Source organism: Thermosynechococcus sp. B1 (genome assembly GCF_030322985.1).
Lineage (GTDB): Bacteria > Cyanobacteriota > Cyanobacteriia > Thermosynechococcales > Thermosynechococcaceae > Thermosynechococcus.
The window spans coordinates 1,852,724-1,872,999 of sequence record NZ_CP096573.1 but is presented as its reverse complement, the minus strand read 5'-3'; the positions used below and the strand labels follow the sequence as shown (position 1 = coordinate 1,872,999).

The 20,276-nt window shown below is 55.2% G+C and carries 13 protein-coding genes; 7 read left to right on the top strand and 6 right to left on the bottom strand.

Going from position 1 to position 20,276, the window contains the following annotated elements; all coding sequences use genetic code 11:
- Positions 1–10: 10 nt before the first annotated feature.
- A complete protein-coding gene (locus tag M0644_RS09310) occupies positions 11–4,636 on the bottom strand; it encodes a glutamate synthase-related protein (RefSeq protein WP_286625465.1) in 4,626 nt (1,541 codons plus the stop codon).
- A 379-nt stretch (positions 4,637–5,015) separates the two neighbouring features.
- Here M0644_RS09310 and gyrA point away from each other — a divergent pair, with 379 nt between their 5' ends.
- From gyrA to M0644_RS09290, 4 genes are all read left to right on the top strand, one after another.
- Positions 5,016–7,577, top strand: coding sequence for a DNA gyrase subunit A (gyrA, locus tag M0644_RS09305; RefSeq protein ID WP_286625464.1), 2,562 nt, complete (start codon positions 5,016–5,018; stop codon positions 7,575–7,577).
- Positions 7,574–8,563, top strand: coding sequence for a hopanoid-associated sugar epimerase (hpnA, locus tag M0644_RS09300; protein ID WP_286625462.1), 990 nt, complete (start codon positions 7,574–7,576; stop codon positions 8,561–8,563). Before gyrA ends, hpnA begins: the two co-directional genes overlap by 4 nt.
- Positions 8,564–8,612: 49 nt before the next feature.
- On the top strand, positions 8,613–9,695 hold the full coding sequence (locus tag M0644_RS09295) for a class I SAM-dependent methyltransferase (protein ID WP_286625460.1): 1,083 nt from the start codon (positions 8,613–8,615) through the stop codon (positions 9,693–9,695).
- Positions 9,696–9,814: 119 nt separating this feature from the next.
- Positions 9,815–10,264: a hemerythrin family protein gene (locus M0644_RS09290; RefSeq protein WP_286625458.1), complete on the top strand. Its 450-nt coding sequence runs from the start codon at positions 9,815–9,817 to the stop codon at positions 10,262–10,264.
- Positions 10,265–10,273: 9 nt separating this feature from the next.
- Here M0644_RS09290 and M0644_RS09285 read toward each other — a convergent pair whose 3' ends face one another.
- The 3 genes from M0644_RS09285 to M0644_RS09275 all read right to left on the bottom strand — a co-directional run bounded on the left by M0644_RS09285 (position 10,274) and on the right by M0644_RS09275 (position 14,301).
- Positions 10,274–12,010 carry a diflavin flavoprotein gene (locus M0644_RS09285; RefSeq protein WP_286625457.1) on the bottom strand — a complete coding sequence of 579 codons (1,737 nt, stop codon included), beginning with the start codon at positions 12,008–12,010 and terminating at the stop codon, positions 10,274–10,276.
- 427 nt (positions 12,011–12,437) lie between these two features.
- A complete protein-coding gene (dacB, locus tag M0644_RS09280; protein ID WP_286625456.1) occupies positions 12,438–13,808 on the bottom strand; it encodes a D-alanyl-D-alanine carboxypeptidase/D-alanyl-D-alanine-endopeptidase in 1,371 nt (456 codons plus the stop codon).
- Positions 13,774–14,301, bottom strand: coding sequence for a GNAT family N-acetyltransferase (locus tag M0644_RS09275; RefSeq protein ID WP_255451649.1), 528 nt, complete (start codon positions 14,299–14,301; stop codon positions 13,774–13,776). The genes dacB and M0644_RS09275 overlap by 35 nt, the downstream gene beginning before the upstream one ends.
- 227 nt (positions 14,302–14,528) lie before the next feature.
- On the opposite strand from M0644_RS09275, the gene M0644_RS09270 reads away from it, so the two are divergent.
- The 3 genes from M0644_RS09270 to M0644_RS09260 are packed head-to-tail and all read left to right on the top strand — an operon-like array spanning position 14,529 to position 18,074.
- Positions 14,529–16,256 carry a succinate dehydrogenase/fumarate reductase flavoprotein subunit gene (locus M0644_RS09270; protein ID WP_190278336.1) on the top strand — a complete coding sequence of 576 codons (1,728 nt, stop codon included), beginning with the start codon at positions 14,529–14,531 and terminating at the stop codon, positions 16,254–16,256.
- A 4-nt stretch (positions 16,257–16,260) separates the two neighbouring features.
- Positions 16,261–17,310 carry a TrkA family potassium uptake protein gene (locus tag M0644_RS09265; RefSeq protein ID WP_149820205.1) on the top strand — a complete coding sequence of 350 codons (1,050 nt, stop codon included), beginning with the start codon at positions 16,261–16,263 and terminating at the stop codon, positions 17,308–17,310.
- Complete coding sequence (locus tag M0644_RS09260; protein ID WP_149820203.1) at positions 17,307–18,074, top strand: TrkA family potassium uptake protein; 768 nt, start codon at positions 17,307–17,309, stop codon at positions 18,072–18,074. The genes M0644_RS09265 and M0644_RS09260 overlap by 4 nt, the downstream gene beginning before the upstream one ends.
- Here M0644_RS09260 and M0644_RS09255 read toward each other — a convergent pair.
- Entirely contained in the window at positions 18,071–18,889 is an 819-nt protein-coding gene (locus M0644_RS09255) for a carbohydrate ABC transporter permease (protein WP_149820201.1), read from the bottom strand. The two genes, M0644_RS09260 and M0644_RS09255, sit on opposite strands and share 4 nt — an antisense overlap.
- Positions 18,890–19,009: 120 nt before the next feature.
- Positions 19,010–20,227 (bottom strand): ABC transporter permease, encoded by a 1,218-nt coding sequence (locus M0644_RS09250; RefSeq protein WP_149820199.1) that lies wholly within the window; start codon positions 20,225–20,227, stop codon positions 19,010–19,012.
- Between the last annotated feature and the right edge of the window lie 49 nt (positions 20,228–20,276).

The window sequence follows — 20,276 nt, the reverse complement described above, 5'->3', positions numbered from 1 at the left end:
GACCAATCCTCTAGGAAAGGGGACTGAGCACTTTGCTGTCGCTGTCAGTGGCCACTTCACCCACCACTTCCGGGGTATTGGCTTCCGAAGGCGGCACCACCTGCCAGAAGAGGGGTAAATAGTGCTCCCACTGCTCCAGAATCATTGCGGCCTTGGCACTCCCCGTGCGCTCGTGGTGGGCAGTAATCAGTTGTTTGAGTTGGGCGGCACCAATGGCAGAGGTGACCCGCTGGAGTTTGACAATTTCGGGGTTGACCTTGGCGGGGAAGTTGCCGGCTTCATCCAAGATGTAGGCCAAGCCACCGGTCATACCGGCACCCACATTGCGACCCGTAGTTCCCAAGACCACGACCACCCCACCGGTCATGTATTCGCAGCAGTGATCCCCTGTGCCCTCGACAACGGCAGAGGCTTTGGAGTTGCGAACAGCAAATCGCTCACCGGCACGGCCATTGGCAAAGAGGAATCCACCCGTGGCGCCATAGAGACAGGTATTGCCAATAATCACGTTGTCCGCAGCCGCGTAGGGGGCATTGGCCGGGGGCTTGATAATGATTTCACCGCCGTGCATGCCTTTGCCGACATAGTCATTGGCTTCGCCTGTCAGATTGAGGATCATCCCCGGCAGGTTGAAGGCGCCAAAGCTCTGACCCGCACTGCCGCGGAAGTGGAGGGTAATCTGACCTTCAAAACCTGTGTTGCCATACTTTTTGGCAATGGCACCGGCAATGCGTGCCCCGACAGTGCGATCGGTGTTGACAATGGGCAGCTCTAATTCAACGGTTTGCTGCTTCTCAATGGCGGCTTGCACCTCTGGGCGTGCCAAAATTTCATCATCGAGAACGGCACCGTTACTGTGCACTGTTTCGTGCTGCAACCACTGGCGATCGCTACGGGTGTCGGGCAGCTTCGTCAAACAGTCTAGATTCAGGGGTGCAGTTTTCGTCAGGGTGACATCTTGACGAGGCACCAGCAGATCAGCGCGACCAATGATCTCATTGAGGGTGCGGTAGCCCAGTTTAGCCAGAATGGAGCGCACCTCTTCGGCAATAAAGAGGAAGAAGTTCACCACATGCTCAGGGATGCCGGGGAAACGCTTACGCAGTTCCTCTTTTTGGGTGGCCACGCCCACGGGACAGTTATTGGTGTGGCAAATCCGCGCCATGATACAGCCCTCGGCAATCATTGCCACCGAGCCAAAGCCAAATTCCTCGGCACCCATCAGGGCCCCCATAACCACATCCCAGCCACACTTGAGGCCACCATCCACCCGCAGAATCACGCGATCGCGCAGTTGATTTTCCAAAAGAACGCGGTGCACCTCCGTCAGCCCCAATTCCCACGGACTGCCGGCATGCTTAATCGAACTCAGGGGCGAAGCACCGGTGCCACCATCGTGACCGGAAATTTGAATCACGTCGGCGTTGGCTTTTGCCACCCCAGCAGCAATCGTACCAATACCAATTTCGGCCACTAGTTTCACGGAGACTTGCGCTTGAGGATTGATCTGGTGCAGGTCAAAAATCAGTTGCGCCAAATCCTCAATGGAGTAAATGTCGTGGTGGGGCGGCGGCGAAATTAAGGACACGCCCGGCTTCGATCGCCGCAGCATAGCAATGTAGGGGCTGACTTTCGTGCCTGGCAGTTGACCGCCTTCCCCCGGTTTCGCGCCCTGGGCAATCTTGATTTCAATTTGCTGGGCATTGATTAAGTACTCAGGAGTAACACCAAAGCGGCCGGAGGCCACCTGTTTAATCGCTGAGCTGGCGGTGTCGCCGTTGCGCAAGCCCCGCAGATGGGGAAATTGGGGCGAGTGCCCCTCAGCATCCACATCCGTCAGTACTTGGAAGCGAATCGGATCTTCGCCCCCCTCGCCAGAGTTGGATTTGGCACCAAGGCGGTTCATGGCGATCGCCAGCACCTCATGGGCTTCCCGCGAGAGGGCACCCAAGGACATGCCACCAGTGCAGAAGCGCTTGACAATTTCACTGGCGGGTTCAACCTCTTCGAGGGGAATACTGGGACGATCGCTCTGGAAGTCCAGCAGATCCCGCAAGGCTGTGGGGACCCGCTGCCGCAATTGGCGGCGATAGACCTCGTAGTGGTCATAACTGTTGCGGCTCACCGCCCTGTGGAGAGCCTTGGCCATCTCCGGGTTATTCATGTGGTACTCGCCCCCCGGACGGAACTGGATAAAGCCAAAGTTTTCCAGTTTTTTGGTTGTGAGTTCGGGGAAGGCCTTCTGGTGAAAAGCAATGGTTTCTTGAGCCAGATCCCGTAGCGTCAGGCCGCCCACGCGGGAAGTAGTACCAATAAAGGCCTTGTTGAGTAGGTCATCGCCAATGCCAATGGCCTCAAAAATTTGGGCACCGCGATAGCTAGCAATCAGAGAAATCCCCATTTTGGAGAGGATTTTCAGGAGCCCCTCTTCTACGGCTTTGCGGTAGTTGGCCTGCACCTGTTGCAGCGTCAGTTGGGGCAGCTTGCCCTTGGCCATCAGGCTTTGGGTGCGATCGCTATGCCACCACTGGCGAATCGTTTCCCAAGTCAGGTAGGGACACACTGCCCCCGCGCCATAGCCAATCAGGCAGGCAAAGTGATGGGTACTCCAGCATTGGGCTGTTTCCACGACAAGGGAGACGCGACGGCGAATGCCTTGGGCAATCAAATGGTGGTGCACTGCCCCCACCGCCAATAGGGGTGGGATATAGGACGTGTCGGCATCCAAAAGATGGGGTTCGCCAGCAAGGTTGTGGCGATCGCTGAGCACAAGAATTTCGGCGCCTCCTTTGACGGCGGCAGCAGCCTGTTCACAGAGCCGATTCACAGCGGCCTCAAGCCCCGCAGGCCCTTGGGCGATCGCAAACTGCGTTGAAAGGCGAGTCGTACCAAAGGGTGCTCTGAGAATCTCCTCTAGTTCCGCTTCGTTGATGAGGGGGGAACTGAGTTGCAGCAGGCGGGCATCTGCTGGGCTTTCGCTGAGCAAGTTCCCCCGCTTGCCAAGGCGAGTCACCAGCGACATGACCAGTTTTTCCCGCAGGGGATCAATGGCGGGATTGGTGACTTGAGCAAAGCGCTGCTTGAAGTAGTCGTAGAGTAGGTGGGGTTGTTGCGACAGCACCGCCAAGGGAATGTCATCCCCCATGCAGAAGGTGGGTTCCTTGCCATCCTTGGCCATGGCCTCAATGATCATTTCCACATCTTCGGCGCTGAAGCCAAAGGCCATTTGCTGTTGTAGGCAGGTTTGGCTTTCGAGGGTGGGGGTTTCGCCATAGGGTTGAGGGGCAAGTTCTTGGCGATAGGTTTTCAGCCATTCGCCGTAGGGTTGCTGCTGTGCCACCCGCTGTTTGATTTCCCAGTTGGTGAGGAGTTCTTGGTGTTCCAAGTCAACGGCAATCATCTGCCCGGGGCCGAGACGGCCCTTTTCAATCACCGTTGCTTCATCAATTTGAATGCTACCCGCCTCAGAAGAGACAATCACAAGATCATCATTGGTGAGGGTGTAGCGGGCGGGGCGTAGGCCATTGCGATCGAGAGTGGCGCCAACAATTTTGCCATCGGCAAAGGCGACCAATGCAGGACCATCCCAAGCCTCTTGAAGGCCACTGTAGTATTCGTAAAAGTCCACCACCTCGGGGTGATCCGCCAAATCGGGCTGGTTTTGATAGGCCTCGGGAATCAGCATCATCATTGCCTGCAGGGGCTGCCGTCCCGATTGCACCAGCAATTCCAGCACATTGTCGAGGTTGGCGGAGTCGCTATTTTCGGCATTGACAATGGGCATGAGATCCGCAAAGGCTTCGCCCCAATAGGGATGGCTCAGTTGGGCGGCTCGTGCCCGCATCCAGTTGATATTTCCCAAGAGGGTATTGATTTCGCCGTTGTGTCCCAGCATCCGCATCGGTTGCGCCAAGGGCCACTTAGGCATGGTGTTGGTGCTAAAGCGGCGGTGATAGAGGGCAAAGGGGGTGATGTAGTTGGGGTTGCGCAGATCGTCATAAAACTGAGCCAGCACCACCGATCGCACCATGCCCTTATAGACAATCGTGCGGGTCGAGAAGGAACAAATATAAAAATCCTGTCGCCAGTCCGCTTTCGTTTGGGCGATCGCCCGCTCAATGCGCTTGCGGGTCAAATAGAGCTGCCGCTCCAGTTCATCGCCACTGGCTTTGCTCGAAGCCACAAAAAGCTGCTCAATCTGGGGCTGATTTTGTTTGGCCTGCACCCCCAACACACTGGGGTTTACGGGCACCGGTCGCCAGCCCAATAGGCGCAGTTCATTTTCACTGAGAACTTTTTCCACAATGGATTTGGCCGCTGCTGTTGCCGCCCCCTGAGGCAAAAAGATCATCGCCACCCCAATCCGCTGGCGGGGAATGCCAAACTCCGGCAACAACTCCCACGGAATCGCCGTCATGATGCCAGCCCCATCCCCAGAGTCGCGATCAGCACTACAGCCCCCCCGGTGTTCAAGGCAGGTCAATCCCTCAAGGGCTTGGGTCAAGATGCGATGACTAGCTACCCCCTTGCGATGGGCAACAAAACCCACACCACAGGCATCTCGCTCGGCCACAAGCCAAGGCTGTCCATGGTAACCAACTTGATGCACGGGAGAAGAAAAGGTGGATTGTTGCATGGGTCTGAAAGCGTTCAATCGACTGAGGGATGAAAACGTTGTCTTGGCAACAGCAACCGGCTCTAGGGACTGAAAAACGCCACGACTCGAACGGGGGAGCCAAGGCGACAGTATAGAGATTAGGGAGTGCTGGTGATGGGGCAACGTATAGGGTCTCTCGCTATTATAGGGGTTTCTCTTGGATCCAGAAACGCCAAAGCAAGAGATTGTTAAGGTTTGGCCATAGGAGCCGGCAAACCAGCGATCGCTGAGGCTGACTTGAGGGCTAGAACGCCGCAGCAGAGAGGGGTTAAGGTTGGCGTTCAGGCTGGCGTGATATCATTAAATTTTCCAACTGAACAACAAGGCTTCCCGATTAATTGCTTGGTAAAACACGCCCATGAGCTTTGCTGCTGATTCTTCTCGGATCATTCCCACTGAGTTGCGGGACGAAATTTCGCGCTCATACCTTGAATATGCCATGAGCGTCATTGTTGGGCGTGCCCTTCCCGATGCCCGCGATGGTCTCAAACCCGTACACCGCCGCATCCTTTATGCCATGCATGAGTTGGGGCTGACCAGCGATCGCCCCTTCCGCAAATGTGCTCGTGTGGTGGGGGAAGTGCTAGGGAAATATCACCCCCACGGCGATTCAGCGGTCTATGATGCCCTCGTGCGGATGGCGCAGGACTTTTCGATGCGTCACCCCCTCATTGAAGGCCACGGCAACTTTGGCTCCATTGACAATGATCCGCCGGCCGCGATGCGCTACACCGAGTGTCGGCTGCAAGCCCTAGCCACAGCAGCCCTCTTGCAGGACATCGAGCAGGAAACCGTTGACTTTGTTGATAACTTTGACGGCTCGCAGCAGGAACCCCTAGTTTTACCGGCGCGGATTCCCCAGTTGCTGCTCAATGGCACCGCCGGCATTGCCGTGGGGATGGCGACGAATATCCCGCCCCATAATTTGGGAGAACTGGTGGATGGGCTGGTGGCCTTAATTCATAACCCCCAGATTAGCGATCGCGAGCTAATGCGCTACATTCCGGGGCCTGATTTTCCCACCGGGGGGCATATCCTCGGCCAAGGGGGCATTGAAGAGGCCTACACCACCGGTCGCGGCTCGATGACGCTGCGGGCAGTGGCCACGATTGAAACCCTTGAAGCACCGGGTCGCCAACCCCGTGAGGCGATTATCGTGACGGAGTTGCCCTACCAAACCAACAAGGCAGCGCTGATGGAAAAAATTGCCGAGTTGGTCAACGAGAAAAAAATTGAGGGCATTGCCGATCTGCGGGACGAAAGCGATCGCGACGGCATTCGGGTGGTGATTGAGCTAAAGCGGGAGGCTTACCCACGGGTGGTGCTCAACAATCTCTACAAGCAAACCCCCCTACAGGTGAATTTTGGCGCCAATATGCTGGCGATCGTCAATGGCGAGCCGCAATTGCTGACCCTCAAACGCAGTTTAGAGGTGTTCCTTAGTTTCCGTGAAGAGGCGATCGCCCGCCGTACCCGCTATGCCCTGCGCAAGGCTGAAGAACGGGATCACCTGCTCCAAGGGTTGCTGGTGGCGCTGGCCAATCTCGATGCCGTGATTCAACTCATTCGCAGTGCCAGTGACACGGCTCTTGCTCGTCAGCAATTGATGCAAACCTATGCCCTCAGTGAAGCCCAAGCCGATGCCATTTTGCAGATGCAACTGCGGCGCCTCACCGCCTTAGAGGCGGAAAAAATTGAGCGGGAGCACGCAGACCTTCAGCGGCAAATAGCCGATTATCGCGATATTTTGGCCAATCGGCAGCGGGTACTGGAGATTATTGAAAAAGAAGTCACCGAACTCAAGGCCAAGTTTGCCACGCCCCGCCGATCGCTGATTGTGCAAGCGGATGGGGAGATTAGCGACACCGATTTAATTGCCAACGATAAATCTGTCATTCTCGTTACCCAGCAGGGCTACATCAAGCGCATGCCCGTGGATACCTTTGAAGCCCAAAGTCGCGATGGGCGGGGACGCAAAGGGGCAGAGATTAAAGAGGATGATGCCGTTGAGCACTTCTTTAGCTGTAATGATCACGATCGCATTCTTTTCTTTAGCGATCGCGGTTTAGTCTATGCCTTGCCCGCCTACCAAATTCCCAGTGGCTCGCGCCAAGCCCGCGGCACTCCCATTGTCCAACTGCTGCCCATTCCCCGCGAGGAAAAAATTACCTCCGTCATTGCCGTCCAAGAGTTTAGTGAAGACGAGTATCTGGTGATGCTCACCCGCAAGGGCTTCATTAAGAAAACGGCACTAGCGGCCTTTAGTAATATCCGCACCAATGGCCTGATTGCCATTTCCCTTGAAGAGGGGGATCAACTGCGGTGGGTGCGGCGTACCCGCGAAGAGGACACCATTATCATCGGCTCGCGGCAGGGCATGGCCATTCATTTTCGCGCCAGTCACGATCAACTGCGCCCCCTTGGCCGTGCCACGCGGGGGGTCAAATCCATGAGCCTGCGGCCGGGGGATGAACTAGTGGGGATGGATATTCTGCCGGCGGCGATCGCCAACCGTTTTGCTACCCCCCCGGAGGATGACAGTGCCGAGATGGAAGACGTTGAGGAGACGGTGGCGCACAGTGAAGGCCCTTGGGTACTGGTGATTACCACCAATGGCTACGGCAAGCGGGTACCCGTGCAACAGTTTCGGCTGCAAAACCGCGCCGGCATGGGCATTACCGCCACCAAATTCAAAGCCAAAAGTAACGAGGATCAACTGGCGGCTCTGCGGATTGTCAATGCCGAGGATGAATTGATGATTGTCACCAGTCGCGGCATCATTATTCGCCAAAAGGTAATGGATATTTCCTCGCAGTCGCGATCGGCCACGGGCGTCCGTCTGCAACGCCTAGATGAGGATGATGTGATTGTCACGGCAGCCGTCTTGCCCCCCGGTAGCATGGAGGCCGCGGAAGATTGAGCACCACCGCCTTTCTCACGGGTGCCAGTGGCTTTGTCGGTACCCATGTGGCACAAGTCCTTGCCGAGAGGGGGTATCGTGTCCGTGCCCTTGTGCGCCAACCGCAGCAGGCTGCCCATCTCAAGGCGTGGGGTGTGGAGTTGGTGCAAGGGGATCTCCGCACCAGTGACCTCGTTGCCCCCATGCAGGGGTGCCAAGTGCTCTTCCATGTTGCCGCCCATTACAGTCTGTGGCGGCGCGATCGCCCCCTCCTCTATGCCGTCAATGTGGAGGGCACCCGTCGCATCTTAGCTGCTGCCCGTGAGGCTGGCATTGAGCGCACCGTTTACACCAGTTCCGTGGCCGCCATTGGGGTGGATCCCAGTGGCCAACCCACCACCGAAGCCTACCAAAGCCCCCCCGAAAAGCTGATTAGCGAGTACAAGCGCTCCAAGTACTGGGCAGAGCAGGTGGCTCACGCGGCGATCCGCCAAGGGCAAGATATTGTCATTGTCAATCCCAGTACCCCCATTGGCGCTTGGGATGCGAAGCCCACCCCCACTGGTGAGATGATCCTGCGTTTTTTGCGGCGACAGATGCCCTTTTATGTCAACACGGGGTTGAACCTGATCCATGTGCGGGATGTGGCGATCGGTCATCTCTTGGCCTTGGAAAAAGGCAAAACCGGTGAACGCTACATCCTCGGTCACCAAAACCTAACGCTGGCGGACATTCTAGAACGGTTAGCTGCGATCACTGGGCTGCCGCGCCCCTTGGGTGAAATTCCCGTGGTGATTCCCCTTGTAGTGGCTTGGTTTGATGAAGTGGTGCTGGGGTCTTTGGGCAAACCACCCGCGATTCCTGTGGATGGGGTGCGAATGGCACAGCAAAAAATGTTTTACGATGCCCGCAAAGCCGTGGCCGAATTGGGCTTGCCCCAGACGCCGATTGAGGAGGCGCTCCGAGACGCCGTGACTTGGTACCGCGAACGGGGGTACTGCCCTTAGGGTTTGCGATATAGTGAGGAATGGAAATTATGAAGTTTAGTTAAGAGCTATGTTGGTCGCGCCCTTTGCCTCTCAGTTACCCTTTGTGGAAGAGACGCTGCACAGTGGTTATCAAGCCTTGCAATGGGGCAAAAACATTTTTGCGATCGCCCACAAAACCCTGAGTGCGCGTCTTTTGAATACCTTCTTTCCCACCGAAGAGCGGACGCAACCCCTTAGCCCTGAATTGCAAGCATGGCTCAAGGAACGTTATGAAGCCCTACTCCAGCAGGATTGGCAGGATGCGGCGGCTGGCTTGTATCCCCCCACACTTCTCTTTGATGCCCCTTGGGAAGAGTTTTTGCGCTTTTATCCAGTGCTGTGGCTAGATTTGCCGCAGATGTGGCAGCGGGCGCGATCGCGCCAATTTCAGGAGTTTGCCAAAAACGTGCGCCTTGAAGACTATCCGCAGTATTATCGCCAAAACTTCCACTACCAAACCGACGGCTACCTCAGTGAAACCTCCGCCAACCTCTACGATGTTCAAGTGGAACTGCTCTTTGGCGGCACGGCAGATGCGATGCGGCGGCGCGTGATTGCTCCCATTGCCCAACATTTTGCCACTCATCCTCCTACGCCACCTGTACGCATTCTCGATGTTGCCTGTGGCACCGGTCGCACCCTGAAACAACTGCGCTATGGCTTTCCAAAAGCGGCACTCTTTGGCATTGATCTGTCGCCCACCTATTTGCGCAAGGCCAACTCGCTTCTTGCTACCCAGACCGGGGATTTGCCACAACTCATTCAGGGGAATGCCGAGACCCTACCCTACGTGGACAACTACTTTAGTGCTATCACCTGTGTCTTTCTCTTCCATGAACTGCCCGCCCCAGTGCGCCAAAACGTGATTAATGAATGCGCCCGCGTTCTCCAGCCGGGGGGTGTCTTTGTCATCTGTGACTCGATTCAAGCCTTGGATTCCCCAGAGCAGCGCCCGATGATGGAAAACTTTGCCAACCTTTTCCACGAACCCTTTTACCGCAACTACATCGAAGATGATCTCAACATCCGCTTAGAAAAGGCGGGCCTAGTGGTCAAAGAGGTGCAGCACCACTTTATGAGTAAGTATTGGGTGGCCCTTAAGGCTTCTTAGCCAAAAGTACCAGTCCGCTACACTTTGTAACGGTGCCCACCTCCTGCAATGCGGGACTGCTAGGCTGAACACAGTACGTCAAAATGTCTTTTCCCTGTGGCAGTCTGGAGGGTTAATTGATGGATGGGCTGGCATGGCAAGCGGAGTTTGTCTCTGGCTTGGCGGAAATCGATCAGGAACATCAGGCACTGCTGGAGATGTTGCAGCAGTTACGCTCGGCGATCGCTGAGGGAGCAACCTTTTCGCAAGTGAAGCTGCAATTACCAGAGTGCGCTAGCGAAACGGAACGCCACTTCCAGCACGAAGAAACTCTGATGGCTGCCGCCAACCATCCCCTCTATCTCTCCCACCGTGCGGCTCACCAAAATCTGCTACGGGATTTGAGTGGGGTGCTTGAGGAGGTGCAGGGTCATCCTGAAAAGCTGACGCCAGAGACGATTGAGGCGATTGGTGCCCTCGTGGTGCGCCATATTCGCGAAGAAGATCTGCCAATGCTCTACCTGCTCACCCATCCCGAGGAGCTAGCACAGCAACAAGCGGCTGAATTAACGGCTGAAAATGCGTTTTAGCTCCCTGTGCTAACTGCTGGTTTTGCGATGTTGGATTGCCGTTAAGCCACTGCTTTGCAGCAACTCACCACTCTCGACCACGGCGTAGATGAGCCAGTGGTTGCCACAGTTCATGCGGGATTCTACCGTACATTCCAAATAGGCAAGGGCATCGAGCAAAATCGGGGCACCACTCTCAGCGCTTTTGAGGCCAAGGGTGGCTAACTGTTGCTCACCAAGGCGTTGCGCCTGCTGAAATTGGCGAACGAGGGGACTGCCTTCCTTGAGAATATTCAAGACAAAGCGATCGCCCACCAAGCAGAGGCTTTCTGCCCATTCCTGCGGCAAGGACACTGTGATACCGGGGGGATTAAACGAGGCTTGGGAGACCGACGACACCAAAATCGCTGCCGCTTGGGTAAGGTGAAAACACCCTTCCGGTAGGGTGGTCAGAACACACAGGGAACCCACGACCCGGTTCATGGCTTGTTCGGTGCGATCCACCTGTGCCTCCACGAGACTGGGGGGGCGGACGGTGCGACTCTTGCGCAGTTTCTTCAGGGCTTGGGCAAACTCGTTGGCAGCAATTTGGCATTTTTCAAGATCGCTCGCCGTGGGGGTAAACTTCACCCGCAGCGTTTCAAAGCCAAGGGTATAGCCCGCATCAAGCAACTTTTGCTCAATGTCATCAATGGCCTCGCCACTCCAACCATAGGAGCCAAAGACCCCCGCCAGCTTGGTTTGGCTGCCCTCCGCCAAGATAAACCCCAAAGCGGTTTGCACCTGTGTCGGCATGTGTCCCCCTAGGGTGGGCGAGCCAATGATAAAGCCGTCGCTACTGTGGATCAGAGCTTGCATTTCTGCTGGGGGTGTGGTTTCACAGTTAATGGCTTCCACTTGAACGCCGGCGGCGGTTAAGCCTTGGGCGATCGCGTTGGCTAGAATTGCTGTATTGCCATAGGCAGAGGCATAGAAAAGTGCCACCTTGGTGTCCTGTTCCGTTTGGGCTTGGCACCAGTCGCGATAGTCCTGAAAGAGGCGGCTACGGCTAAACTTGACCATCGGGCCGTGGGCGGGGGCATAGAGGCGCGGTGGCGGTGTCAGTTCTACCAAGCGATCCAAAATACTTTCCACTTGGCGGGTTTGCGCCGCATGCAGACATTCAAAGTAGTAGGCACGATCCGCATCGAGTTTTTTCCACTGCTCATCGTAGAGGCTATCGCCACAGACATGGGCACCAAAGAGCTTATCGGTAAACACAATTTGATTCTGAGGATCAACGGTGATCAAGCCATCGGGCCAGCGGGGCGTAGCAGCAGCAATAAACGCCAGTTGGCGATCGCCCCCTAACTCTAGGGGTGTTTCCGCACGGGGAATCCAGAGATTCAATTGCTCGCCAAGGGTGGAGCGCAAGGTTACTGCCCCTGCTTTAGAGCAGACGATAATGATCTGGGGCGCTTTTTCCAGCAAAACCTTGACGGTCGCCAGACGGTTGGAGTTGACATGACTGAGAATCAGGTACCGCAGTTGACTCAGATCAATGTGCTGCTGGAGTTCCTGCAAATAAATTTGGGTAAAGGATTCCCCTGGCGGATCCAGCAGGGCGGGTTGGGGTGCTCGGATCAGGTAGGAATTGGAGGTGGTTCCCTGCTGACGGCCATACTCCACTTCAAACTTCAGCCGATCCCAAGTGCGCGATCGCAAGACCAAAACCCCAGGCGCAATTTCTGCGACTTGAACATCACGGGGACGAGTTTCCGTGAGCATTGGACACCTCCTGAAGACCTATCTGCGGTACTGCTATCGAAAATATCGAAATAGCACTGCCACTATAACGTAGTTTAATCGCCTAGGGAATTACCAGTAAAAACTTTTATTCTTGATCATTGATGTTTTATTTGATTATTTTTCAAATAGCAAAATCATTATTTCAAATCGCAAGGTTGTTAAGTCATGGGGATTCAAAAAATGGTTAACGCTTAAAAACTTGAATAATTTCCAATCCTATCAAATTAAGAGATTCAATGTTATGGTTTTTGATCTTTGTTTTTATATTTGCTTTATAAGCAGCATCAATAAATACAACCCTTTTTTAGAATATGGGGCACGTGACGGGTATGCAATCCTCTCCCGCCCTGGCAGTTTTGAGCCTGTGTCGGGCTGTAGTTCGAGGTACTGAATGGATGCGTTTTTTTCAGCGGTGAGGACAGTTCTGCGATTGCGCCAGCAAAACAACTATGCGATCCAAACCAGCACGGAGTTGAGCCGTGGCCTCCCCCCCTTGATTGACCACAAGACTAAAGACGAGGGGGCGATCCTGCACGGGTTCTACATAGCCCGCTAGGGCAACGACACCCCGCAGTGTGCCGGTTTTCGCCCAGACGCGATCTTGAGCTGCTGTATTACGAAAGCGCTGGCGTAACGTCCCCGATCGCCCAGCAAGGGGGAGCGATCGCCGCCACAGCGAGGCATCCTTTGTTTGCGTTATATGTTGCAGCAGCGTGACTAAACCATTGGGGGTCAGCCAATTTTGCCGCGAGAGTCCCGAACCATCCACTAAAACCGCCCCTTGGACACCGATGCGCTCTAGATAGCGTTGGCGATAGCCGGGTTGGGCTGCCTCCAGAGCGGCAAGGAGCATTTCTGCATAGAAATTGTCACTCTCTTGGAGAACCGGCAAAATTAAGGCTTCTAGGGGGGGTGAGGCATGGCGCACCAACACATCCGGTAGGGGGTCTGCTGTCTCCACTAAGCGAATCTGCCGGATGTGAATGCCCGCTTGGGCAAAGGCCCGCTGCACCTGTTGTTGAAGATAGGGGGCAGGCTGAGGGAGGGGAATGCGCATTTCTGCTGGCTCACTGCCGACGTGGAGTTGACCCCGCACAATGATCTGCTGGCCGCGCACCTCACTTTCTAGAAATTCCGGCTCAGAGGGAGCCACGGTGCGGGTCTCATTCACCACCTGAAAATGAGTCTGCGGCTGCCGTAGTACCAAGGGTTGCCCCAACTGTTGGGGTATGACCTCTAGGTTCAGGGCATTTTGATTGAGACTAAAGCGCGTCACTACGGCGGCATAGCCCATCGTCAGGTCTTCGATCGCCCATGTGGGTTCGATCGTTACGGGTGTGACACCGCCGATTTCCAAGATTGGAATCTGGCGAATCCCCTGCTGAGCAAGACGGCTGGCCATTTGTTGCAGGTCTTGGCTGCTGAAACTGGGGTCAAAACTGCCCTGAAGACGCACCGTTTTTTGGTCGGGCGATCGCGTGCTGAGGGTGGTCTCAAAGAAATGATTAGCTCCCCAATAGTCTAAGGCGGCAGCCACTGTCGTTAGCTTGACATTCGAGGCCACCAGAAAGAGCTTTTTCCCTTGGTAGTCGTAGAGAAGATCCCCCGTGGTTAAATCCCGCACGACCATGCCCCACTGACCCCGTTGCCATTGGGGATTTTGAATTTCCTGTTGCAGGGCACGAGCCAAATCTTGGCGGCAGAGACCGAAGGCGGCAGGTGAAACCAGCAGGACAATCAGACTAGCAGGGGGCAGAAGCCATCGAAGCCATGCCATGAAGCACTACGTCCTTGACATAGACGCGATCGCAACGCTGCGTTTCCACACCCGTCGCCGGCTGATAGCCCGCCTTTTCGTACAAATGGACAGCTGTAGTCATGATTGAGGCCGTTTCAATCCAGATTTTGCGGTAGCCGGCCGCTGCAATGGCTGCCTCCAGATGGTGCAGGAGAAATGTCCCTAGGCCTTGGCCGCGTACGCGGGGATGGAGATACATTTTGCGAATTTCGACAGCCGCTTCGCCCCGCTGAATGGGATAGAAGGCGATCGTGCCCACAACTTCCGAGGCCTGCTCCACTACCCAAAATTGTCCGCCCCGGCAGTGGTAGTAATCTTCAACGTGAACCACATCGGCATCGGCGCCTTCGGGTTGCCAAGAAAGGCCAAACTCACTGAGGACATTAGCAATGAGGTGCATGACCGCTGCGCGATCGCGATCGCACCAATGGCGCACCCCACAATCCCCATAGTGAAGAAAAAATGCACTCAAGGACAGCTGCCTCCCATAAAATTACAGTCCTTTTCACAGAGAGAGAACACGCACAAAAGCATCGAAACCGCTGTGCCCCCAAAAGAACTGTACTGCCACTCTAACGATTCAGCGTGAGGCTCGCAAGATCATTTTGCTACTGTTTTTATCTTTGTTTCATCTTTGCTGCCGCCGCCGCTCTCTTAATCGCCAACTTAGTATAGGAAAAGATGCTGGACAAACGGACGATGCAAGACTTTGGCGTTGTGATTGTCGGTGGTGGCTTAGCAGGCTGTCGTGCTGCTTTGGAAATTTGCCGCCTTGCCCCAGAGACCCCGATTGCCCTTGTGTCCAAAACCCATCCCATTCGTTCCCATTCCGTTGCTGCCCAAGGGGGCATTGCCGCTACGCTGAAAAATGTGGACAGCGAAGACTCTTGGGAAAGCCACGCCTTTGATACCGTCAAGGGGTCAGACTTTCTTGCGGATCAGGAGGCCGTCGCCATTCTTGCCCAAGAAGCGCCCGATGTGGTGATTGACCTTGAGCACTTGGGGGTGCTCTTCTCTCGTCTGTCCGATGGCCGTATTGCCCAACGTCCCTTTGGTGGTCACACGCACCAGCGCACTTGCTATGCAGCCGACAAAACCGGTCATGCCATTCTCCACGAACTCTACTGCAATCTCCTGAAATACAACGTCACCTTTTTTAGTGAGTGGTATGTGCTGCGGCTGATTGTCGAGGATCAGCAGGCCAAGGGGGTCGTTGCCTACCACATTGAAACGGGTCAACTGGACATTCTGCGGGCACCTGCCATTCTTTTTGCCACAGGGGGCTATGGTCGCGTCTTTAATACCACCTCTAATGATTTTGCCTCCACGGGGGATGGCTTAGCGATGACGGCACGGGCAGGCTTGCCCCTTGAGGATATGGAGTTTGTCCAATTTCACCCCACGGGGTTGTATCCAGCGGGGGTTTTGATTTCTGAGGCGGTGCGCGGTGAAGGGGCTTATTTGGTCAATGCCGAGGGGGAACGCTTTATGGCACGCTATGCCCCCAGTCGCATGGAACTGGCTCCCCGTGATATTACCTCGCGGGCGATCGCCATCGAAATTCGCGAAGGGCGGGGCATCCACAGTGACGGTTCTGCAGGGGGGCCTTTTGTCTATCTCGATGTCCGCCACTTGGGTCGCGAAATAATCATGAGTCGCATTCCCTTCTGTTGGGAGGAAGCCCATCGCTTGGCGGGGGTGGATGCGGTGGTGGAGCCGATTCCTGTACGTCCGACGGTGCACTATTCAATGGGGGGGATTCCGGTCAATGTCAATGGTCAGGTGCGTGCCAATGCCACGGAACTGGTGACCGGGTTTTATGCCGCTGGTGAATGTGCCTGTGTCTCGGTGCATGGTGCCAATCGCTTGGGGAGTAATTCCCTCCTAGAATGTGTGGTCTATGGCCGCCGCACCGGTGGGGCGATCGCCAAAGATTTACCGAGCTTGCCCCAACCCCAATTTGACCCCCAGCCCTATCTACAGGCAGCGGAGCAACAGATTCAGCACCTCTTTAGTCAAGCGGGGGATTTACGCATTGCCCAACTACGGCAGCAGGTTCAAGATTGTATGACCCAATACTGTGGCGTATTTCGCACCGCGGCTCTGATGCAGAGGGGTTTGGAAGAATTGCAGCGACTGAAAGCAGCCTATTCGCGGATTCGTCTCGACGATCGCCAGCGCTATTGGAACACAGAGCTGTTAGAGGCGTTTGAGTTAGCAAATATCCTCGTGGTTGCGGAAGTGATTTTGAGCAGCGCCCTTGCTCGCCAAGAGAGTCGTGGTGCCCACTTCCGTGAAGACTATCCGCAGCGGGATGATGTCAACTTCCTACGCCACACCCTAGCCACCTACCACAGCGACGGCATGAGGATTGACTATCTGCCCGTCACCATCACCATGTTTCCCCCCCAAGAGCGCAAGTATTAAAGCCATGCGACGGTTACCTGCGACCCCTGCCCTCAACCGTTTTATTATTGGCATCACCCTCTTTGTTCTGATCATGTTGGTGGCGGTGGTGGGCTACACCCGCTTTGGCTGGAACTGGCTCGATGCCCTCTACATGTACGTGATCACCGTCTTTGGCATTGGCTACAGTGAAGTGCGACCCCTGATTACGCCGGCGCAACGCTTCTTTAACATGCTGATCATTGTGGCCGGCAGTGCAGCAACGGTTTATACCATCGGTGCGGTGGTGCAACTGTTTACCGAAGGGGAGATCAAACGCCTACTGGATCTTCAGCGGGCGAGCCGCGACATCAACAAACTCAACCGCCATGTCATTGTCTGTGGCTTTGGCCGCATTGGTCAGGTGATGGCTCAGGAATTATCGGCATTAAAAACCCCCTTTGTGATTTTGGATGTCAATGAACAGCGCATTGATCTAGCGATACAGTTGGGCTATTTGGCCTATTTGGGGAGTGCGGCGGAGGAAGAAACGCTGCGCGTGGTGGGGATCGAGCGGGCGATCGCCCTAGCGACAGTGCTGCCCAATGACACGATCAATGTCTTTATTACCCTGACAGCGCGCTCCCTAAATCCGAGCCTGCTGATTGTGGCGCGGGCGAATTTGGCAAGCACAGAAGCAAAGCTACGTATGGCAGGAGCGGATCACATCGTCTTGCCGACAAAAATTGGTGCCAGTCAAATGACTAACCTGATTCGGCGGCCACGCATTGACTTTCTTGAGCAAACGGGCGATCGCGAGACCCTGAATGAACTGTTGAGCCACATTGACGCTTGCCTAGAGGAACTGGAGATTACTGCCGATTACCCTTACGTTGGCACGCGCTTGAGTGGCCTAGAGGTGCGCGGTCAGGGGGCGTTTATTATTGTTGGCCTGCGCAAAAGTGATGGCCAGTTGTTTTCCATCCGTGCCAATCCCCTTGTGGAAGTGGGCGATACATTGATTCTATTGGGGCATGCTCAAGATACCCCCAAGCTCATTCGCAAATATACTGCCCGCCCTCGCCACTCCCAATGACAACCCCCTCACATCTCGCTGGCCTTAAGGATCATGTCATCATCTGCGGCTATGGCTCTTTGGGTCGCAGTTTAGCCATGAACTTGGCCGCCGCTGCAATCCCTTTTGTGGTGATTGACAATCAGCGGCAGCGACTACGGCTTGCCCAGCAGTCCGGCCATCTGTTTTATCGCGGCGATGATCTCATGGATGAAAATGAGCTGTTGGCGGTGGGGGTAGATCGCGCTCGCACCTTGGTGGCTGTTTTGCCCGATGATGCCAGCAATGTCTTTATCACCCTGATTGCCCGTCGTCTGAATCCCAACCTCCAGATCTTGGCCTATGGTGAGTTGCCAGCCACGGAGTCAAAATTGCGCTTTGCCGGTGCCGATCATGTGGTCTTGCCCTCGAGTATCAGTGCCCAACGCATGGTGCAGCTCATTACTCGCCCGACAGTCTTGGATTTTCTTGAGGAAAAGGATGAGCGCAGTCACTTGATTGAGCTACTCAGCCAGCTCGATCTTCAGATTGAGGAGTTTACGCTGCCCTTGGAGTCCTCGCTGGTGGGGCTAGCGATCGCCGATGTGGAAGCGAAAGGCCGAGGCCGCTTTATTATTGTTGCTGTCCGCCATCAGAACGGTGCCTTGGTGACCCACCCCCCCTTAACCTTGCCCCTAGGGCCGGGGGATACCCTGATTGCCCTTGGCCGAGCAGCGGAAATTAAAACCTTCTTTCGCCAATATGCCCACCGCCAGCCAATTCGCTATCGCGGCCTAGGAAGCTAGCCCTTCAGGCCGGCAGTGGTTTGGGAGGGAATAATATATCGTTGCAAGAAAATAAACACAATGAACACGGGCACAATTGAAATCACCGAGCCAGCGGCAATGAGTCGCCAATCCAAAGAAAACGTCCCCGCTAGGGTGACCAGGCCAATGGGCAGGGTATAAAGTTCTGGCTGATCCAAGACCAACAGGGGCCAGAGAAAATCACTCCAAGCACCAATAAACACAAAAATGCCAAGGGTAACAAGGGCAGGGCGAATGGCCGGCAGCATCACAAACCACCACAGCCCCAATTCTGAGCAGCCATCGAGGCGAGCTGCTTCCTCTAGTTCCTTGGGCACCGCCATAAAGGCCTGTCGCAACAGAAAAATACCAAAGGCAGAGGCCAAACTCGGCAGAACCATTCCCAGATAGGTATTCCGCAGCCCCAACTGCACCGCCAAAATAAACAGGGGAATCATGGTGATTTGAAAGGGAATCATGATCGTGGCCAAAATGGCCGTAAAGATCACCTCACGTCCGCGAAAGGACAGCCGTGCCAAGGGATAGGCAGCCAAAGCAGAGGTCAGGAGATTGCAGGCCACCGTTAAGACTGCCACTAGGGTACTGTTGAACAGGTACTGGCCAAAGGGAGTCGTTTGCCAAACCGTGACAAAATTCGCCCAGGTTGGTTCGGCGGGCAGCCAGCGGGGCGGAAAGGCAAAAATATCTTCATTGGCAGACTTGAAGGCGGTACTGGTGAGCCACACCAAAGGGAGCAGCATGACGATCGCGATCGCCACCAACAGCAGGTAGGTCAAGCCTCGCCGCAGGGTCATCGCCGTGTCCAAAGATTGGTAAACATCATCAACAGGCCACCAATGACAATGGCGATCGCAAGGCCGCCAGCCATCCAGTCTAGGGTTGTCGTTTCCATCGGTAATTTCCCAAGGGTACTTTTAGACACTGCGCAAGGCAACAATCGGATCCAGCCGCGCCGCCCGTTGAGCGGGAACCACCCCAAAGAAGAGGCCAATACTGCCCGAAACGCCCACAGCAAGAGCCACAGCAACGGGAGCAACCCCAGCCTCCAAGGGGGTCAGCATCGCCACTAGCATCACACCACCTACGCCCACTCCCGTGCCAATGAGGCCACCGAGAGCCGAGAGGATCATCGCCTCAATCATAAACTGTGCCAGTATATCCCGCTGTGTGGCACCAATGGCCTTGCGCAGGCCAATTTCTTGGGTGCGTTCGGTTACCGAGACCAGCATAATGTTCATAATGCCAATCCCCCCCACCAGCAGGGAAATGCCGGCGATCGCCGCCAACATCAAGGTCAAGGCATTGCTGATATTGCCAATGATTTGCAGAGCTTCCTTTTGGGTTTGAATCGTAAAATCGTCCTCATCAACAATTTGATGGCGCAGCCGCAGGAGGTTGGTAATCTGAAACTTGGCCGCATCAATGCTTTGCTCATCGCGGGCAGATACCGAGATAAAGGTTAGGGAAATCCCATAGGGGGAGCGCTGCCCCACAATCCGGGAAGACATCGTCGTAATGGGAATATAGGCGGCCTCATCCTGATTGTTGCCAAGGAAAGCACCCTTTTCGGCCATGACGCCAATCACTTCAAAGGAAAGATTCTTGATCCGCACCTGCTGGCCCACAGGATTTTCATTGATGAAGAGCTTCCTCGCCAAATCCGAGCCTAAAATGACGACGCGGCGATGCCGTTCCACATCCTCATCAGAGATAAAGCGCCCCTGCGCCACTGTAAAACTGCGCACAGAGGGAAATGTCGGGGTTGTCCCCACAATCAGGACATTGGTATTGCGCCCTCGATAGGTGACCCGTTGTTGCACTTGGATTTGGGGTGCCACTTCCTTAACGGTGGGCACTTGGGTGGCGATCGCCTTGGCATCCTCAAGGACAAGGGTTTGCGGCACATTAAACGTGCGGTTGCGGGCTTGGGGCGTCCCCGGCACAATAAAAAGCGTATTCGGACCAAGGGATTCAAACTGACTGGCGGCATAGCGCTGTGCCCCCTGACCCACACCGACCATGGCAATCACCGCTGCGTTGCCAATTATAATCCCGAGCATTGTCAGGCCACTGCGGAGCCGATTGGCCTTGAGGGTAGCGATCGCCATGCGTACACTTTCAGCAATGTCCATGATTCAGTGCCGAAAACACCTAATTTTTAATCTAACTTGGGATCTTCTT